Genomic DNA, 16,144 nt, shown 5'->3' on the forward strand with positions numbered 1-16,144 from the left:
CCACCGGGCAAAAAGGGGCGGGGCGGACCGGTACTCGTGGTGCCGGTCCGCCCCGCCCTTGTACCCGGTTCCGGTCAGTCCGTGCCGGACTCGATCGCGGCGCGGTCCAGCGCCTCGTCCTCCTCGGAGACCTCGCCGCGGGAGGCGATGGCCTCGGCGCCGCCCTCGGGCATGGCGCCGATCAGCCCGGTCGCGGCCGCCTGCGCGGCGCCGACCGCCGGACCGGCGGTGCCGATCAGGCCGAGGCCGGCGTACTGCTCAAGGCGGGCGCGCGAGTCGGCGATGTCGAGGTTGCGCATGGTGAGCTGGCCGATGCGGTCCGAGGGGCCGAAGGCGGAGTCCTCGGTGCGCTCCATCGACAGCTTGTCCGGGTGGTACGAGAACGCCGGGCCGGTGGTGTCGAGGATCGAGTAGTCCTCGCCGCGCCGCAGCCGCAGGGTGACCTCGCCGGTGACGGCCGCGCCGACCCAGCGCTGGAGCGACTCGCGGATCATCAGCGCCTGCGGGTCCAGCCAGCGGCCCTCGTACATCAGCCGGCCGAGGCGCCGGCCCTCGGTGTGGTAGGTGGCGAGGGTGTCCTCGTTGTGGATCGCGTTGACCAGCCGCTCGTAGGCGGCGTGCAGCAGGGCCATGCCCGGAGCCTCGTAGATGCCGCGGCTCTTGGCCTCGATGATGCGGTTCTCGATCTGGTCGGACATGCCCAGTCCGTGCCGGCCGCCGATGGCGTTGGCCTCCAGGACGAGGTCGACGGCGGAGGCGAACTCCTTGCCGTTGATCGTCACCGGGCGGCCCTGCTCGAAGCCGATCGTCACGTCCTCGGCGGCGATCTCCACGGCCGGGTCCCAGAACCGTACGCCCATGATCGGTTCGACGGTCTCGACGCCGGTGTCCAGGTGCTCCAGGGTCTTGGCCTCGTGGGTGGCGCCCCAGATGTTGGCGTCGGTGGAGTAGGCCTTCTCCGGGCTGTCGCGGTAGGGGAGGTCGTGGGCGAGCAGCCACTCCGACATCTCCTTGCGGCCGCCCAGCTCGGTCACGAAGGTCGCGTCCAGCCAGGGCTTGTAGATCCGCAGGTGCGGGTTGGCGAGCAGGCCGTAGCGGTAGAACCGCTCGATGTCGTTGCCCTTGTAGGTGGAGCCGTCGCCCCAGATCTGCACGTCGTCCTCGAGCATCGCCCGCACCAGCAGGGTGCCGGTGACGGCGCGGCCGAGCGGCGTGGTGTTGAAGTACGCCCGTCCGCCCGAGCGGATGTGGAACGCGCCGCAGGCGAGCGCGGCCAGGCCCTCCTCGACGAGCGCCGCACGGCAGTCGACCAGGCGCGCGATCTCGGCGCCGTAGGTCTTCGCACGGCCCGGCACCGAGGCGATGTCGGGTTCGTCGTACTGGCCGATGTCGGCGGTGTAGGTGCACGGGACGGCACCCTTGTCGCGCATCCACGCGACGGCGACCGAGGTGTCGAGGCCGCCGGAGAAGGCGATACCGACGCGCTCGCCGGCCGGAAGGGAAGTGAGGACCTTGGACATAGGAAGAGTATGCATCCTCCTGCATGGTCATGCAAGCCGCCGTATATGCGGCCCTCCCGCGCTCGGCGCGCGCGAACGGCATCCGCTTCTTACGATCACAGGGTGGCGCACACCTTCGAAGAGCTGATCGAGAAGCAGCGCGCGGCCGACCAGGCGCACGACCGGGTCGAGCAGCTGCGCGACAAGTACGGGCCGCCCGCGCACAACCCCTGGCCCGAGCATCAGGCCGAGGTGTACGAGACCGCCTGGCGCGCCTGGCGCGAGCTGGCCCGGGACGTCCAGGAGGCGGTCACCGCGTACGCCAAGGAACAGGGCACCGCCCGCAACCAGGTCGAGGCGGACGTGCGGAAGGCCGTACGCCATTCCGGGCCGGGCGCCTAGGTGTATTGAGCACGAGCGTTGTCGACACGCGTGGGCGCTTGATCATGGCGAAGACCTCCGGTGGTGGAGGTGTCTAGGACCGCACCGCACGGAGGTCTTCGTGTCCCACCGTTCTGCCCGGCTGACCGTTCACGGCAGGAGGCTGCTCGTCGAGCGTGTCCGCTGCGGCCGTCCCGTCGCGCAGGTCGCCGCCGAGACGGGCGTCTCACGAGCCACAGCCCACAAGTGGGTCCGCCGCTGGCGGGCCGAGGGTGAGGCCGGCCTCGCCGACCGCTCCAGCCCGCAGGCGGTCTGCGTGGCGAGGGCCGCCAGGGTGGGGACCCGGGGCGGAGGGTGCGGGGTGGATCACGGCGCCGATCCTCGCAGGGCGGGGACGGGGACCCTGCTCAGGTCTCCGGCCCGGTACGGACGACGGCCTGGTCGCCGTGCGGGCCGAACAGGTGCAGGATCTCGACCGCGCTGTCGCCCGCGGGCCCGAACCAGTGGGGTTCGCCGGTGTCGAACTCGGCGACCTCGCCGGGCCACAGCGTGACGTCGGAGTCGCCCAGGATCAGGCGGAGCTCACCGGCGAGGACGTAGAGCCACTCGTAGCCGGCGTGGGTGACGAGCTTCGGTGCGCGCGGGGCGAGCACCTGTTTGAAGACCTGCACCCGGCCCGGGTACTGCGTGAGCGGCACCAGCACGCTGCCGCGGTCCTTGCGGTGGGGGCGCAGATGCACCCGTGGGTCGCCGGTGGCCGGGGCCGCGACGAGCTGGTCCAGGGCGACACGGTGGGCGCGCGCCAGCGGGATGAGCAGGTCGAGGGTGGGGCGCCGGATGCCCGACTCCAGGCGGGAGAGGGTGCTCACGGAGATGCCGGTGTCCTGGGCGAGCGCCTCCAGGGTGAGACCGCGGTCGCGGCGCAGGGCGCGCAGCCGGGGTCCGATGCCGTCGAGGATCTGGGCGAGTTCGGCGTCCATGACCCCCATTTTGCGGTCTCCGCAAAGACGCTGGGTGCGGGCGGCCGGCCGGTCCGAGCATGGCGGCACATGATCCCGACGGAAGGCGGTCGCCGATGACCACGACCTCTTTGTCAGCAGAACCCGGACTCGGTGCGCGCCGGCGCTGGACGGTCCTCGCCGTCTGCGCGCTGAGCATGTTCCTGGTGGGGCTGGACACCACCATCGTCAACGTGGGGCTCCCCGCGATCGGGGAGGGTCTGGGGGTCGGCACGCGGGGCCTGGAGTGGGTTGTGGACGCCTACACCGTCGTCCTGGCCGCGCTCCTCATCACCTCCGGCGCGCTCGCCGACCGCTTCGGACGCCGGCGGGTGTTCCGGGTCGGCCTGGTCGTGTTCGGGGCCGCGTCGCTGGTCTGCGCGGTGGCGCCGTCGCTCGGTGTCCTGGTCGCGGCGCGGGCCGTGCAGGGGGTGGGGGCGTCGATGCTGAGCCCGGTGGCCCTGGCGATCGTGGTGAGCGCGATGCCCGATCCGAGGGAACGGGCCAGGGCCATCGGGATCTGGGCGTCGGTGTTCGGGCTGAGCATGGCGGCGGGGCCGGTCACCGGCGGGGCGCTCGTGGCGGCGCTCGGCTGGCGGTCGGTGTTCTGGGTCAACGCCCCGGTCGTCGTGGCCGCGCTGGTGCTGGTCGCGGTGTTCGTGCCGGAGTCCCACGGGCAGCGCGCCCGCCGTCTGGACCTGCCCGGGCAGGCGCTCCTCGCGCTGGCGCTGGGGGCGAGCGTCTGGGTGCTCATCGAGGGCCCGCGCGTCGGCTGGGCCTCCCCCGTGGCCGCGGCCGGCTACGCGCTGATCGCCGCCGCCACGGTCGCGTTCGTCCGGGTCGAGTCCCGTCGGAGCGAGCCGCTGATGGACCTCGGGCTGTTCCGGCGGCCGGTGTTCGCCACCGCGGTGCTGGGCGCCGTCGCCGTGTTCGTCGCCCTCAGCACGGCCCTGCTGCTGAACACGCTCTACCTCCAGCACGCCCGCGGCTGGACCCCCCTCGCGGCCGGGCTCGCCACCCTGCCCATGGCGCTCGGCGCCACCCTGTGCGCGCCCTGGGCCGGCAGCCTGGTGGGCCGCCTCGGGCCGCGGCGCCCGCTGCTGCTGGCCGGCGCGTTCACCGCGGCGGGCGGCCTGTGCCTGGCCGACCTCGGCCAGGACACCGACGTACGCCTGCTGCTGACGGCCCAGTTGCTGCTCGGGATCGGGTTCGGCTTCGCCAACGCGCCGCTCACCAACGCCGCGGTCGGCGGTCTGCCCGCCTCCCGCGCGGGCGTGGCCGGAGCCATCACGTCCACCGCCCGTCAGGTCGGCTCCGCCGTCGGGGTGGCCGTCGCGGGGGCTCTGGTCGCCGGGGCCGGGCCGGGCGGACTGGCCCGGGCGGCACGTCCCGGGTGGCTGCTGGTGGCGGCCTGCGGGCTGTTCCTGCTGGGCGCGGCGCGGGCCGCCGCACCGGTACGCCGGAAGGCGTGACAGCCGAGCCGCCGGCGAAGGGTCACGCCCCTGGGACACCGGCGCCCCCTGGGACACCGGCGCCCCCTCGGAGCGCCGGCCTCACCTTGGGATACGGCCTCACCTTGGGGCACGGCCCCACCTTCGGGCACCGGCCCCACCGCCCCGTCAGCCGTCGACGAAGGCCAGGCTGCCGGCGTCGTAGCGGGAGCCGGCGACCTCTTCCGCGGGGGCGGCCGCCTCGATGGCGGCGAGGTCCTCCGGCGTCAGCTCGATGTTCAGCGCGGCGAGGTTCTCCTCCAGGTAGCGCTGCCGCCGGGTTCCGGGGATCGGCACCACGTCGTCGCCCCGGTGCTGCACCCAGGCCAGGGCCAGCTGTCCCGCGGTCACGCCCTTGGCTCCGGCCAGCTTCTCCAGCTCGGCGACGATCGCCAGGTTGCGTTCGAGGTTGCCGTCGGCGAACCGCGGCTGGGTGCGGCGTACGTCGTCGGCGGCCAGGCCCTCCACCGAGCCGACCCGGCCGGTCAGGAAGCCCCGGCCGAGCGGGGAGAACGGCACGATGCCGATGCCGAGTTCGCGGCAGACCGGCGCGATCTCCGCCTCCAGGCCGCGGGTCCACAGAGACCACTCGCTCTGCAGCGCGGCGATCGGGTGCACCGCGTGCGCCCGCCGGATCGTGTCCGCTCCGGCTTCCGACAGCCCGAGGTGGCGCACCTTCCCGGCCCGCACCAGCTCGGCCATCGCCCCGACCGTCTCCTCGATCGGCACGCTCGGGTCCACCCGGTGCTGGTAGTAGAGGTCGATGTGGTCGACGTCCAGCCGGCGCAGCGAGGCGTCGCACGCCTGACGCACGTACGCGGCGTCGCCCCGGATGCGGGTGGGCTCGCCCAGCTTGTTGGCGAAACCGAACTTCGTCGCCAGCACCACTTCGTCGCGCCGGCCCTTGATCGCCCGGCCGATCAACTCCTCGTTGTGCCCTGCGCCGTAGAAGTCCGCGGTGTCCAGCAGGGTCACCCCGAGGCCGAGGGCATGGTGCAGGGTCGCGATCGACCGGGCGTCGTCCGAGGCGCCGTAGCCGTGGCTCATGCCCATACAGCCGAGTCCCTGCGCGGAGACCGCCAGTTCGCCGAGGTGCCGGGTGGGGATGTGCGTCATGGTGCTGCCTCCTGGGTCGGTTGCGGCGTGCTGTCATGACGCTAGGTGTTGGACCGCGCTCCAAGTCAAAGAGCCCAAGACCAAGTCGAAGAGCCCCGAGATGTCGACGAGTTGCCCAGGTGGTGTCCGGCACGGCGTCGAGACGCCGGGGCGCTGCACGGCGCCGCCGGGGCGCCCGCTCGCCCCACGCGGCACCGTCCGCCCGCACCTAGGGGCAGTCGTACGTGACTTCGGCCGTGACCGTGCGCGGGTCCGGCGTGAGGATGCGCAGGTCCGCCTGCCCGGTGAGGTGCCCTTCGCCCTCGAACGTCCACTGCAGATGCAGCCTGGCCTCGCGCTGGCCCCGAGCGAGGGTTTCGCGCAGCACGCCGGAGGCGGTTCCGTCGCTGCGGATCCAGCGGTAGGTGAGGGTGCCGGGGCGGCCGTCGGTGGTGACCCGGGCGACGATGTCCGACGTGGCGCCGCAGCCGAGCTCCGCCGGACCGGCCGCGACCGTCACCGAGCGCACCCGGACGGACGGGCCGAGCCGCTGCCAGGCGAGGAACGCCAGCACGCACAGGAGGACCACCGCGGGCAGGGCGTACCGGCGCCACCCCGCCCTGGGGCGGGGCGCGGGCGGCTCGGGCACGACCGGCGCCGGCCGCAGTGTCCGCTCCGCCACGGCGGCCGTGACTCCGGGGCCGAACCGCAGCACGGTGCCCTCGACCCGGTCGGGCTCGGGCGCGCCGTCGCCGGTTCCAGGGCCTGGCAGCGCCACGGTCCCGCCCGGCACCGGCGCCGGAACCCGCACGGTCCCTGCCGAGGGCCCCGGACCGTGGTCCGGCACGGTGGTGGTCCGTGGCCCCGCACCCTCGACGAGCGTGGCTCCGGCCTCCCCCGTGTCCGGGCCCGGGGCGCGGAGGGACACGGTCCCTCGCGGCTCCCGGTCCTGCATGCGCAGGGTCCTGGTCTCCCCCGCTCCGAGGCCCGGGTGCGGCGCGGGCGTGTTCCCCTCCGGCTGCCCGTCCCGCATCCGCAGGGTCCCCGGCTCGTCGGGCTCCGGGCCCTGGATCCAGTGGGTGGCCAGCACGGTGGCGCTGTACTCGTCGTCGTCGGGCCCGGGCGTCGGCGGCGCGGGCGGGGGCGTGCGGTCGTCGGGCGTGGTCATCTCAGCTCACACTGCCTGGTCAGAAGCTGCTGCGAGGCCCCGCCGTCGGCGGGGGCGGGGGTGGTGGTCGCCTGCACGGTCCAGTAGCAGCCCCGGCTCTGGAAGGTGTGCTGGACGGTGACGGTGTAGCTGGTGGCGCCGCTGCGCTGGACGCTCCCGGTCGCGCCGTCCGGGGTGCCGGGCTCTCCCGAGGTGTTCCCGGTGAACCAGCCGACGTCCACGGACACCGGCCCGGTGCCGTCGGTGGTGACGGTGAAGGTGGCGCTGGCGGTGAGCAGGCCCGTCTGCTGGAAGGCCGTCACCGTCACGTCCTTGACGGCCGTGGGGGCGGCGGTGGTGGGCGGGGCGCTCGTCGGCGGGGCCTCGGTGTCGCCGGGCGGCGGAGGCGGCGGTTCCGTGGTCTGGGCGGGTGCGGTCGCGGGCGCGGACACGGTGGCCGGGCCGCCGGCGGTCGGCGTCCCGGTGACCGGCCCCGTATCCGTCGCCGTGGCCGTGGGCGTGGCCGACGGCGTCGCCGTGGTGGTCTCCGGTGAGGGCGACGGAGAAGCCGAGCCCGGCGTGGACGGCGGCGCCGCTCCGCCGGGGCCCGCGCTGGTGGTGGCCAGGGCCCGCGCTGCCTCGCCCGCCGCCACCTCGGAGGCGGGCGGCCGGGCACCGTAGGCGAGCAGGACACCCAGCAGCACGAGCGCGCCGGACAGCAGGAGCCCCGACCTGCCCGGCAGCCAGGCCCGCAGGCCGCCTCGTGCGGAGGGTCCGGCCAGGACCGTGCGGGCGGTGTCGACGGTGGTGCGCGGGGCGGCGGTGCGGGGCCCGGGCAGCAGCAGGGGCAGCAGGGCGACGAGCGCGGCGAGCCGGCCGCGGCCGCGCTCCTCCCAGTCGGGGCCGTAGGCGGCACCGGCGGCCGCCTCCAGTTCGCGGACGAACTCCTCGGCCTGGGTGGGCCGCCGGCCGGGGTCCTTGGCCAGACCGCGGCGCACCAGGTCCCGGACCGGCTCGGGGACCTCGTCGGCGGGGATCGGCGCGTCGACGTGCCGCAGTGCCAGCTCGGCGAGGTTGTCGGCCTGGTAGGGCTTGCGGCGGGTGAGGCACTCGAAGAAGGTGGCCGTCGCCGCGTACACGTCGGCCGCGGGCGAGGCCGGGGCGCCGGTCCACTGCTCGGGCGCCATGTAGGCGGGCGTGCCGGCGATGGTCGCGCTGATGCCGGAGTCCACCGCGATGCCGAAGTCGACCAGACGGGAGGTGCCGTCCGGCCGGACGAGGACGTTCTCCGGCTTGTAGTCGCGGTGCACGACCCCGACGCGGTGCGCGTCGGCGAGGCCGAGCAGCGAGCCCTTGAGGACGACGAGGGCGGCCTCGGGCTCCAGGGGCCCCTGCCGGGCCAGCAGCGTGCGCAGCGACACGCCGTCGACCAGCTCCATCACGATCGCGGCGCCGTCGGGGCTCTCGACGTACTCGTACAGCCCGGCCACGTAGGGGCTGCTCAGTCCGCCGAGGAGGCGGGCCTCCGCCCGGAACTCCCGGACGAAACCGGGCCGGGTGCGCAGCGAGTCGCTGAGGTATTTGACCGCGACCGGCACGCCGGTCGCGGTGTGCACGGCCAGGACCACCCGGCCGCTCGCGCCTGAGCCGAGTTCCTGTGACTCGGCGTATCCGGGCACTGCCCAAGCATTCATGCGTGCAGAGACACATTTTCGGCCACCGCGGTTGCGGTCGGGGCGCAAGGATCAGGGAAGGCTGTCAGTGGCCCGGCTCACATGGCGCACCAGGGGCACGGCCGACACCATGGGCTCGTCCCACCGGCAGGCTGAAGGGATCGAGAATGTTCCGCAAGGTGCTCGTCGCCAACCGTGGCGAGATCGCGATTCGCGCCTTCCGCGCCGGCTATGAGCTGGGCGCGCGGACGGTTGCCGTCTTCCCGCACGAGGACCGCAACTCGCTGCACCGGCTGAAGGCCGACGAGGCCTACGAGATCGGCGAGCCGGGGCATCCGGTGCGGGCGTATCTGTCGGTGGAGGAGATCGTCGGGGCGGCCCGGCGCGCGGGGGCCGACGCCGTGTATCCCGGCTACGGCTTCCTGTCGGAGAACCCCGAGCTGGCGCGGGCCTGCCAGGAGGCGGGGATCACCTTCGTCGGGCCGGACGCGCAGATCCTGGAACTGACCGGCAACAAGGCCAGCGCGGTGGCGGCGGCGCGGGCGGCCGGGGTGCCGGTGCTGGGGTCGTCGGCGCCGTCCACCGACGTCGACGAGCTGGTCCGGGCGGCGGGGGAGATCGGCTTCCCGGTGTTCGTGAAGGCCGTCGCGGGCGGCGGCGGGCGCGGTATGCGCCGGGTGGAGGAGCCGGCGCAGCTGCGGGAGGCCATCGAGGCGGCCTCGCGGGAGGCGGCGTCGGCGTTCGGCGACGCGACGGTGTTCCTGGAGAGGGCCGTCGTCGAGCCCCGCCACATCGAGGTGCAGATCCTCGCCGACGGGGCGGGGAACGTCATCCATCTGTTCGAGCGGGACTGCTCGGTGCAGCGCAGGCACCAGAAGGTGATCGAGCTGGCGCCCGCGCCGAATCTCGACCCGGCGCTGCGGCAGCGGATCTGCGACGACGCCGTGCGGTTCGCGCGGCAGATCGGCTACCGCAACGCGGGCACGGTGGAGTTCCTCGTCGACCGCGACGGCAACCACGTCTTCATCGAGATGAACCCGCGCATCCAGGTCGAGCACACGGTGACCGAGGAGGTCACCGACGTCGACCTGGTACAGGCCCAGTTGCGGATCGCCGCCGGGGAGACCCTCGCCGACCTCGGTCTGTCGCAGGAGAGCGTCACGCTGCGGGGCGCGGCCCTGCAGTGCCGCATCACCACCGAGGACCCGGCCAACGGGTTCCGCCCGGACACCGGCCGGATCAGCGCCTACCGCTCCCCCGGCGGCTCGGGCATCCGCCTCGACGGCGGCACCACCCACGCCGGTTCGGAGATCAGCGCGCACTTCGACTCGATGCTGGTCAAACTGACCTGCCGCGGACGGGACTTCACCACCGCCGTGAACCGCGCCCGGCGCGCGGTCGCCGAGTTCCGCATCCGCGGCGTGGCCACGAACATCCCCTTCCTGCAGGCGGTGCTGGACGACCCGGACTTCCAGGCGGGCCGGGTGACGACCGCGTTCATCGAGCAGCGGCCGCATCTGCTGACGTCCCGTCACTCCGCGGACCGCGGTACGAAGTTGCTGACGTATCTGGCCGACGTGACGGTGAACAAGCCGCACGGCGAGCGTCCCGCGCTGGTCGACCCGGTGACGAAGCTGCCGCCGCTGCCCGCGGGCGGCCCTCGGCCCGGTTCCCGGCAGCGGCTGGTCGAGCTGGGCCCGGAGGGCTTCGCGCGGTGGCTGCGGGAATCGCCGGAGCTCGGCGTCACCGACACGACGTTCCGCGACGCCCACCAGTCGCTGCTGGCGACCCGGGTGCGCACCAAGGACATGCTGGCCGTCGCCCCGGTCGTGGCGCGCACGCTGCCGCAGCTGCTGTCGCTGGAGTGCTGGGGCGGGGCGACGTACGACGTGGCGCTGCGCTTCCTCGCCGAGGACCCGTGGGAGCGGCTGGCCGCGCTGCGCGAGGCCGTGCCGAACATCTGCCTGCAGATGCTGCTGCGCGGCCGCAACACCGTGGGCTACACGCCGTATCCGACGGAGGTGACCGACGCGTTCGTGAAGGAGGCCGCGGCCACCGGCATCGACATCTTCCGCATCTTCGACGCGCTGAACGACGTCGACCAGATGCGGCCCGCGATCGACGCCGTACGGGAGACGGGGACGGCGGTCGCCGAGGTGGCGCTCTGCTACACCGCGGACCTGTCGGACCCGTCGGAGAAGCTGTACACGCTGGACTACTACCTGCGGCTGGCCGAGAGGATCGTCGAGGCGGGCGCGCATGTGCTGGCCGTCAAGGACATGGCGGGCCTGCTGCGGGCGCCGGCGGCGGCGAAGCTGGTCTCCGCGCTGCGGCGGGAGTTCGGGCTGCCGGTGCATCTGCACACCCATGACACCGCGGGCGGCCAGCTCGCCACCTACCTCGCTGCGGTGCAGGCGGGTGTGGACGCGGTGGACGGGGCGGTGGCCTCCATGGCCGGTACGACGTCCCAGCCGTCCCTGTCCTCGATCGTGGCCGCCACCGACCACTCGGAGCGGCCGACGGGGCTCAGCCTCACGGCCGTCGGCGACCTGGAGCCCTACTGGGAGAGCGTGCGCCAGGTGTACGCCCCCTTCGAGGCGGGCCTGTCGGCGCCGACCGGCCGGGTCTACCACCACGAGATCCCCGGCGGGCAGCTGTCCAACCTGCGCACCCAGGCGGTCGCGCTCGGCCTCGGGGACCGCTTCGAGCAGATCGAGGCGATGTACGCGGCCGCCGACCGGATGCTGGGCCGGCTGGTGAAGGTGACCCCGTCGTCGAAGGTGGTCGGTGACCTGGCCCTCCATCTCGTGGGTGCCGGGGTGGACCCGGAGGACTTCGAGGCATCGCCCGACAAGTACGACATCCCGGACTCGGTCATCGGCTTCCTGCGCGGCGAGCTGGGCACCCCGCCCGGTGGCTGGCCGGAGCCGTTCCGCAGCAAGGCGCTGCGCGGGCGGGCCGAGGCCAAGCCGATGGCGGAGCTGTCCGCCGAGGACCGGGCCGGGCTGGTGAAGGAGCCGCGGGCCACGCTGAACCGGCTGCTGTTCCCGGCGCCGACCCGGGAGTTCGAGAGCCACCGGCAGGCCTTCGGCGACACCGGCGTCCTGGACAGCAAGGACTTCTTCTACGGGCTGCGGCCCGGCCAGGAGTACGCCATCGACCTGGAGCCCGGCGTCCGGCTGCTGATCGAGCTCCAGGCCGTCGGCGAGGCCGACGAGCGGGGCATGCGCACGGTGATGTCCTCCCTGAACGGCCAGCTCCGCCCCATCCAGGTCCGCGACCGGGCCGCCGCCACCGACGTCCCGGTGACGGAGAAGGCCGACCGGTCCAACCCCGGCCACGTCCCGGCGCCCTTCGCGGGGGTCGTCACGCTGGTGGTCGCCGAGGGCGACGAGGTCGAGGCGGGCACGACGCTGGCCACCATCGAGGCCATGAAGATGGAGGCCTCCATCACCGCCCCCAGGTCCGGCCGCGTGTCCCGGCTCGCTGTGAACCGGGTCCAGCAGGTGGAGGGCGGCGACCTGCTGGTCGAACTGGGCTGACCCTCCGGCACGGCCCTCCCGCCGACGAAGGGCCGCGCCGCCGCCGACGGGGGCCGCGCCGCCGCCGACGGGGGGCCGCGCCGCCGTGGGCGTGGGGTCACGCCGAGATTGCCGGCGGTGGGTCGTCGCCGGGGGCGCCGGTCCGCCCGGTCGGCCGACACCGCGACGGTGTGGCGCAGCGGGTCCGGGCGGCCCCGAGGGGCCTGCCGGACGGTCGCACTGCCGGGCGCACGGAGGCCCCGGCCGCCACTCGGCCCTCGGCCCTCGGCCCTCGGTCCTCGGTCCTCGGGAGGGGGCCGAGGCTGCGGGCGCTTCGGGCACCCGCCGCGCGAGTCAGGCGTGCCGTCGGCGCCGTGGGCCGGTGCCCCGCTTCGGGGAAGGGGGCCGCCTCAGCACCCGTCGTCCGAGTCGAACGGTGCCGCAGGCTCCCGCCGCCCGAGTCACGCCATGCCGTCAACCGGGGCCGGGGGCGGGGCCGGAGCCGGGGTCGGGGGAACCTCGGGTGGGGCCGGGGGCGACTCGGGCTCCGGCCTGTTGTCCGTGGCGCGGCGTAGTTCCGGGGTCGTGACGGCCACCGATGTGACCGCCGCGAGGCACAGCAGACCGCCGCTGATCAGGGCGGTGGCGCCCGAGGTCCAGCCCGCCACGACGCCGCCGCGCAGATTGCCCAGGTGCGGCCCCGCCTGGCCGACGATCAGCTCGGCGGCCGTCACCCGGCCCAGCAGGGCGTCGGGGGTGTGGGTCTGGATGATCGTGGTGCGGGAGAGGACGGCCACGGCGTCGGCGGCTCCGGCCAGCGCGAGCATGGCGAGGCCCACCCAGGGGTCGGTGGCCAGGCCGAACAGGGTGAGTCCGGCACCCCAGGTGGCGGAGGCGCACAGCATGACCGGGCCCGGGCGGGCCAGCCGGGTGAGCGGACCGGAGAAGGCGGTGGCGGCGACCCCGCCGACGGCCAGCGCCGACAGGAACAGCCCCAGGGTGCGCGGGTCGCCCCCGAACCGCTCGGCGTTGACCAGCGGGAAGAGGCTCATCGGCATGGCCAGCAGGGTGGCGGCGAGGTCGGTGACCAGGGCACCGCGCACCACCCGGTGCCGGGTCAGGAAGCGCAGCCCGTCCAGGACGCCGTCCACCCCGGGGCGGGACTTCTCGCCCTGGGGCGGCAGGGCGGGCAGGCCGAAGGCGCCGTAGAAGGAGAGTCCGAAGCTGAGGGCGTCGAGCGCGTAGCAGACGCCGATCCCCCACCAGCCGAGCACGACACCGGCCACGGCGGGGCCGAGCAGCATCATCGCCTGACCGCTCACCTGGTACAGGGCGAGTCCGGCGGCGACCTGCTCGCGGGGCAGCAGCCTCGGGACGAACACGCCTGCCGCGGGCGCACCGACCGCGCCGAACGCCGACTGCGCGGCGACGAGTACCAGGATCACGGCGACCGGCGCGTGCCCCGCGAACGCCTGGACGGCCAGCAGCAGGGAGGTCACGGCCTGTCCGACGGTGGCCATCAGGAAGACGCGGCGCCGGTCGGACCGGTCCACCCACGCGCCGGCCAGCAGCCCGACCCCGACCATGGGCAGGGCCTGGGCGAGGCCGACGGCACCGCTCCACACGGCGCTGTGGGTCATGTCCCAGACCTGGTACATGACGGTCACCGCCGTCATGAAGCCGCCGAGCGTGGAGACCGTACGCCCGATCAGCAGCCGCCGGAAGAGGGGGGAGGTTCGCAGGGGACCGATGTCCAGCAGGGTTCGGGAGAGCCTCATGAGACGAGGCGGGCGGCGAGGTTCACGGCGCGGAGGCTATCCGCCGGGCGGCCCGTACCACCACCGGATTTCCTCCCGGCCGGGTCAGGCCGCCGGGGCGAGCGCGTCCCGCTCGCGCAGGTCCTCGTGCAGGGCCGGGACCGGGACGGTGACCGGAGTGCGGCGGGAGCGGAACAGGAAACCGGTGCCGATCACGCCGGCGATGAGGAGTCCGCCGGTGACCAGGGCGCCGCGCGCTCCGGCGTGTTCCATGAGGAAGCCGAGGGCGGGCGGGCCGCCGAGGCCCCAGACGGTGGCGATGGTGCCCCAGACGCCGAGGACGCGGCCGCGCATCCGGGCGGGCGGGTCGGTCTGGAGGACGGAGGTGCCGGCCGTGTCGGACACCGACTCGACGACGGCCATCGGCAGCACGAGCGCCAGCAGCACGGTCATCGACGGCGACAGCCCGGCCGCCACCTGGAGGAGCGCTCCGCCCGCGGCGAGGACGCCGACGAGGCGTACAGAGGGCCGGCGCAGCCGGGCGCCGAGGACCGCGCCGAGGATGCCGCCGACGGCGAGGACGGTGGAGACCGTGCCGAACGCTCCCGCGCCGCCCGCGAGGGGGCCGGTGACCAGCACGGCGAGGGTGAGTCCGTAGTTGCGGCCGAAGACGGCGCTCACACCGGTGATGGCGGCGAGCGCGACCAGCCGGGGCCGGCGCATGAAGTACGTCAGGCCCTCGCGGACGGTCAGGGTGTCGGCGGGCGCGGCCGCCTTCTCGGCCGGCTCCGGCTCGGCGTGCCGTACGGGCCGCAGGAACGGGATGACCGCCGTGACGAACAGGAAGGACACGCCGTTCGCCGCGTACGCCGCGGCCGTGCCGAGGAAGGCGACCGTCACACCGGCGAGACCGGCCCCGACGAGCCGGCCGGCGCTGTGCACCAGGGAGCCGACGCCGATGGCCGACGGCACGTCCTCCTGCGGCACGAGGTCGTTGCCCAGCAGTGCGCAGGCCGGGCCGTCGACGGTGGCGACGACACCGGTCACGGCGGCCAGCACCATCAGGGTCGTGATGTCCAGCCGGTCCAGCGCGACCAGCGTGGCGGTGGCGAAGGCGACGAGGCCGAGCAGGGCCTGGCTGACGGCGGCCGTCAGACGCCGGGGCCAGCGGTCGACGACGGCGCCGCCGAAGACGCTGATGAGCAGCGCCGGGGCGGCCTGCACGGACATGGACAGGCCGGTGGCGGCGGCGGAGCCGGTGATCTGCAGCACGAGCAGGTTCTGCACGGTGAGCTGCATCCAGGTGCCGGCGTTCGACACGAGGTTCGCCACCGACCACCAGCGCATGCTGCGGTGGCGCAGCGAACGCCACGGCGAGCGGGAGGCCGGCGAGGGCACGGCGGAGACGGCGGAGGCGGGGGAAGAAGGCACGGTGAAGTCACTCGGGAGGAGTCCGGCGGACCCGGAGGGGGTGTTCCGGCGGGAGTGGGAACACCGGCTGCGCTGCGCGGGTCACTCCTCGGTGCCGGATGACGGCGTCGCCCATCGTGGCAGACGGGCTGCGGGAGGCACGGGTCGCAGGGCCGTTAGTCCGGTCACACGCCCCGCGACGCACCGCCCTGTGCTCGTACGTTGCCGGGCGCGGGTGGTCCGGATCACGCGCCGCGCGCGACGACCTCCCGCATGAGTGCCAGCAGGTCGGGCACCGCGGGGTGTCCCGGTCCGGAGCGCCGGGCGAGGAGGACGGGGACCGGCGGCGCGTCGGCGAGCGGCCGGTAGGCGAGCGCGGGGTGGGCGTGGTTGCCGGGGGTGGCCGAGGTGGACACGCCGACCGCGCGGCCCGCGGCGATGGCGATGGTCCACTCGTCGGTGTTGGTGACCTCGACGCTCGCCGCGGGCCGTCGCCCGGCGGGCCACAGGTCAAGGGTCGTGGTGCCGGACACGGTGTTCAGGGCGATGGTGTGCGCGGCGAGATCCGCGAGGGTCACGCGCGGCAGCGCGGCCAGCGGACTGTCGGCGGCCATGACGGCCACGCGCTCCTCCGACAGCAGCAGTTCGGTACGTATGCCGGGAGCGGTGACCTCGCCGCGCAGGAGGGCCGCGTCGACCTTGCCCCGGGTGAGTCCGGCCGTCGGGTCGTCGACGCGCAGCAGCTCCAGCGGCACGTCCGGGTAGGTCTCGTCCCAGCGGCGCAGCAGCGGCACGGTGTGGTCGCCGAGCGCGGCCCAGGTGTGGCCGAGCCGCAGCGGCCAGCCGCGCAGTCCGGCGGGGTCGAGGGCCGTCTCCACGGCGGCGAGCGCGGCCCGTGCCTTGTCGCGGAAGGTGCGGCCCTCCGCGGTGAGCCGGAGGTGGTGGGTGGACCGGTCGACGAGCCGGGCGCCGAGGTGGTCCTCCAGCCGGCGCAGGGTGCGCGAGAGCGCGGGCTGCCCGAGGTGGAGGCGGGCGGCGGCACGGGTGACGTTGCCCTCGTCGGCGATGGCGAGGAAGGCTCGCAGATGCCGCAGCTCGATGGTCATGCCTCGGAAGCATAAGCCCAGCGGAATCGGCATTTCCCGGGGCGGCGGCGCGCTTTCTAGCGTGGGC

Annotated in this window: 11 protein-coding genes and 1 pseudogene; 4 read left to right on the top strand and 8 right to left on the bottom strand. The window is 74.5% G+C overall.

The genetic code is table 11. The annotated features are described in order from the left end of the window. Positions 1 to 74: 74 nt before the first annotated feature. Positions 75 to 1,520, bottom strand: coding sequence for an argininosuccinate synthase (gene argG / locus ACIGXJ_RS33280; protein ID WP_399653453.1), 1,446 nt, complete (start codon positions 1,518 to 1,520; stop codon positions 75 to 77). Between the two features lie 102 nt (positions 1,521 to 1,622). Between argG and ACIGXJ_RS33285 the strand changes: the two genes are divergently transcribed. Then, positions 1,623 to 1,901: a hypothetical protein gene (locus tag ACIGXJ_RS33285; RefSeq protein ID WP_399653456.1), complete on the top strand. Its 279-nt coding sequence runs from the start codon at positions 1,623 to 1,625 to the stop codon at positions 1,899 to 1,901. A gap of 100 nt (positions 1,902 to 2,001) precedes the next feature. Next, positions 2,002 to 2,181: pseudogene (locus tag ACIGXJ_RS33290) on the top strand (leucine zipper domain-containing protein); the annotation flags it as partial. Between the two features lie 106 nt (positions 2,182 to 2,287). Here ACIGXJ_RS33290 and ACIGXJ_RS33295 read toward each other — a convergent pair. Beyond that, positions 2,288 to 2,860, bottom strand: coding sequence for a helix-turn-helix domain-containing protein (locus ACIGXJ_RS33295; protein ID WP_399653459.1), 573 nt, complete (start codon positions 2,858 to 2,860; stop codon positions 2,288 to 2,290). Positions 2,861 to 2,955: 95 nt separating this feature from the next. Here ACIGXJ_RS33295 and ACIGXJ_RS33300 point away from each other — a divergent pair, with 95 nt between their 5' ends. Then, the gene (locus tag ACIGXJ_RS33300; RefSeq protein ID WP_399653461.1) at positions 2,956 to 4,350 is read left to right on the top strand and encodes an MFS transporter; all 1,395 of its coding nucleotides are present in this window, start codon (positions 2,956 to 2,958) and stop codon (positions 4,348 to 4,350) included. Positions 4,351 to 4,497: 147 nt separating this feature from the next. Here ACIGXJ_RS33300 and ACIGXJ_RS33305 read toward each other — a convergent pair whose 3' ends face one another. The 3 genes from ACIGXJ_RS33305 to ACIGXJ_RS33315 all read right to left on the bottom strand — a co-directional run bounded on the left by ACIGXJ_RS33305 (position 4,498) and on the right by ACIGXJ_RS33315 (position 8,304). Next, complete coding sequence (locus ACIGXJ_RS33305; protein ID WP_399653463.1) at positions 4,498 to 5,484, bottom strand: aldo/keto reductase; 987 nt, start codon at positions 5,482 to 5,484, stop codon at positions 4,498 to 4,500. Positions 5,485 to 5,692: 208 nt separating this feature from the next. Next, complete coding sequence (locus tag ACIGXJ_RS33310; protein ID WP_399653466.1) at positions 5,693 to 6,631, bottom strand: hypothetical protein; 939 nt, start codon at positions 6,629 to 6,631, stop codon at positions 5,693 to 5,695. Further along, on the bottom strand, positions 6,628 to 8,304 hold the full coding sequence (locus ACIGXJ_RS33315) for a serine/threonine-protein kinase (RefSeq protein WP_399653469.1): 1,677 nt from the start codon (positions 8,302 to 8,304) through the stop codon (positions 6,628 to 6,630). The genes ACIGXJ_RS33310 and ACIGXJ_RS33315 overlap by 4 nt, the downstream gene beginning before the upstream one ends. A 146-nt stretch (positions 8,305 to 8,450) precedes the next feature. Between ACIGXJ_RS33315 and ACIGXJ_RS33320 the strand changes: the two genes are divergently transcribed. After that, a complete protein-coding gene (locus ACIGXJ_RS33320; RefSeq protein WP_399653472.1) occupies positions 8,451 to 11,825 on the top strand; it encodes a pyruvate carboxylase in 3,375 nt (1,124 codons plus the stop codon). Between the two features lie 440 nt (positions 11,826 to 12,265). Here ACIGXJ_RS33320 and ACIGXJ_RS33325 read toward each other — a convergent pair whose 3' ends face one another. The 3 genes from ACIGXJ_RS33325 to ACIGXJ_RS33335 form a co-directional block, all read right to left on the bottom strand. Continuing rightward, positions 12,266 to 13,582, bottom strand: a complete 1,317-nt coding sequence (locus ACIGXJ_RS33325) for an MFS transporter (protein WP_399653474.1) — start codon at positions 13,580 to 13,582, stop codon at positions 12,266 to 12,268. An 84-nt stretch (positions 13,583 to 13,666) separates the two neighbouring features. Further along, positions 13,667 to 14,908 (bottom strand): MFS transporter, encoded by a 1,242-nt coding sequence (locus ACIGXJ_RS33330; protein ID WP_399653858.1) that lies wholly within the window; start codon positions 14,906 to 14,908, stop codon positions 13,667 to 13,669. A gap of 308 nt (positions 14,909 to 15,216) precedes the next feature. Continuing rightward, positions 15,217 to 16,077: a LysR family transcriptional regulator gene (locus ACIGXJ_RS33335; protein WP_399653477.1), complete on the bottom strand. Its 861-nt coding sequence runs from the start codon at positions 16,075 to 16,077 to the stop codon at positions 15,217 to 15,219. Positions 16,078 to 16,144: the final 67 nt, after the last annotated feature.

This window comes from Streptomyces sp. NPDC053367 (assembly GCF_044545925.1).
Classification (GTDB): Bacteria; Actinomycetota; Actinomycetes; order Streptomycetales; family Streptomycetaceae; genus Streptomyces.

Excerpts from the sequence above, each read along its gene's own strand:
- argG (WP_399653453.1), bottom strand. The coding sequence starts at position 1,520 with ATGTCCAAGGTCCTCACTTCCCTTCCGGCCGGCGAGCGCGTCGGTATC.
- ACIGXJ_RS33295 (WP_399653459.1), bottom strand. The coding sequence starts at position 2,860 with ATGGACGCCGAACTCGCCCAGATCCTCGACGGCATCGGACCCCGGCTG.
- ACIGXJ_RS33300 (WP_399653461.1), top strand. The coding sequence starts at position 2,956 with ATGACCACGACCTCTTTGTCAGCAGAACCCGGACTCGGTGCGCGCCGG.
- ACIGXJ_RS33305 (WP_399653463.1), bottom strand. The coding sequence starts at position 5,484 with ATGACGCACATCCCCACCCGGCACCTCGGCGAACTGGCGGTCTCCGCG.
- ACIGXJ_RS33310 (WP_399653466.1), bottom strand. The coding sequence starts at position 6,631 with ATGACCACGCCCGACGACCGCACGCCCCCGCCCGCGCCGCCGACGCCC.
- ACIGXJ_RS33315 (WP_399653469.1), bottom strand. The coding sequence starts at position 8,304 with ATGAATGCTTGGGCAGTGCCCGGATACGCCGAGTCACAGGAACTCGGC.
- ACIGXJ_RS33320 (WP_399653472.1), top strand. The coding sequence starts at position 8,451 with ATGTTCCGCAAGGTGCTCGTCGCCAACCGTGGCGAGATCGCGATTCGC.
- ACIGXJ_RS33325 (WP_399653474.1), bottom strand. The coding sequence starts at position 13,582 with ATGAGGCTCTCCCGAACCCTGCTGGACATCGGTCCCCTGCGAACCTCC.
- ACIGXJ_RS33330 (WP_399653858.1), bottom strand. The coding sequence starts at position 14,908 with ATGCGCTGGTGGTCGGTGGCGAACCTCGTGTCGAACGCCGGCACCTGG.
- ACIGXJ_RS33335 (WP_399653477.1), bottom strand. The coding sequence starts at position 16,077 with ATGACCATCGAGCTGCGGCATCTGCGAGCCTTCCTCGCCATCGCCGAC.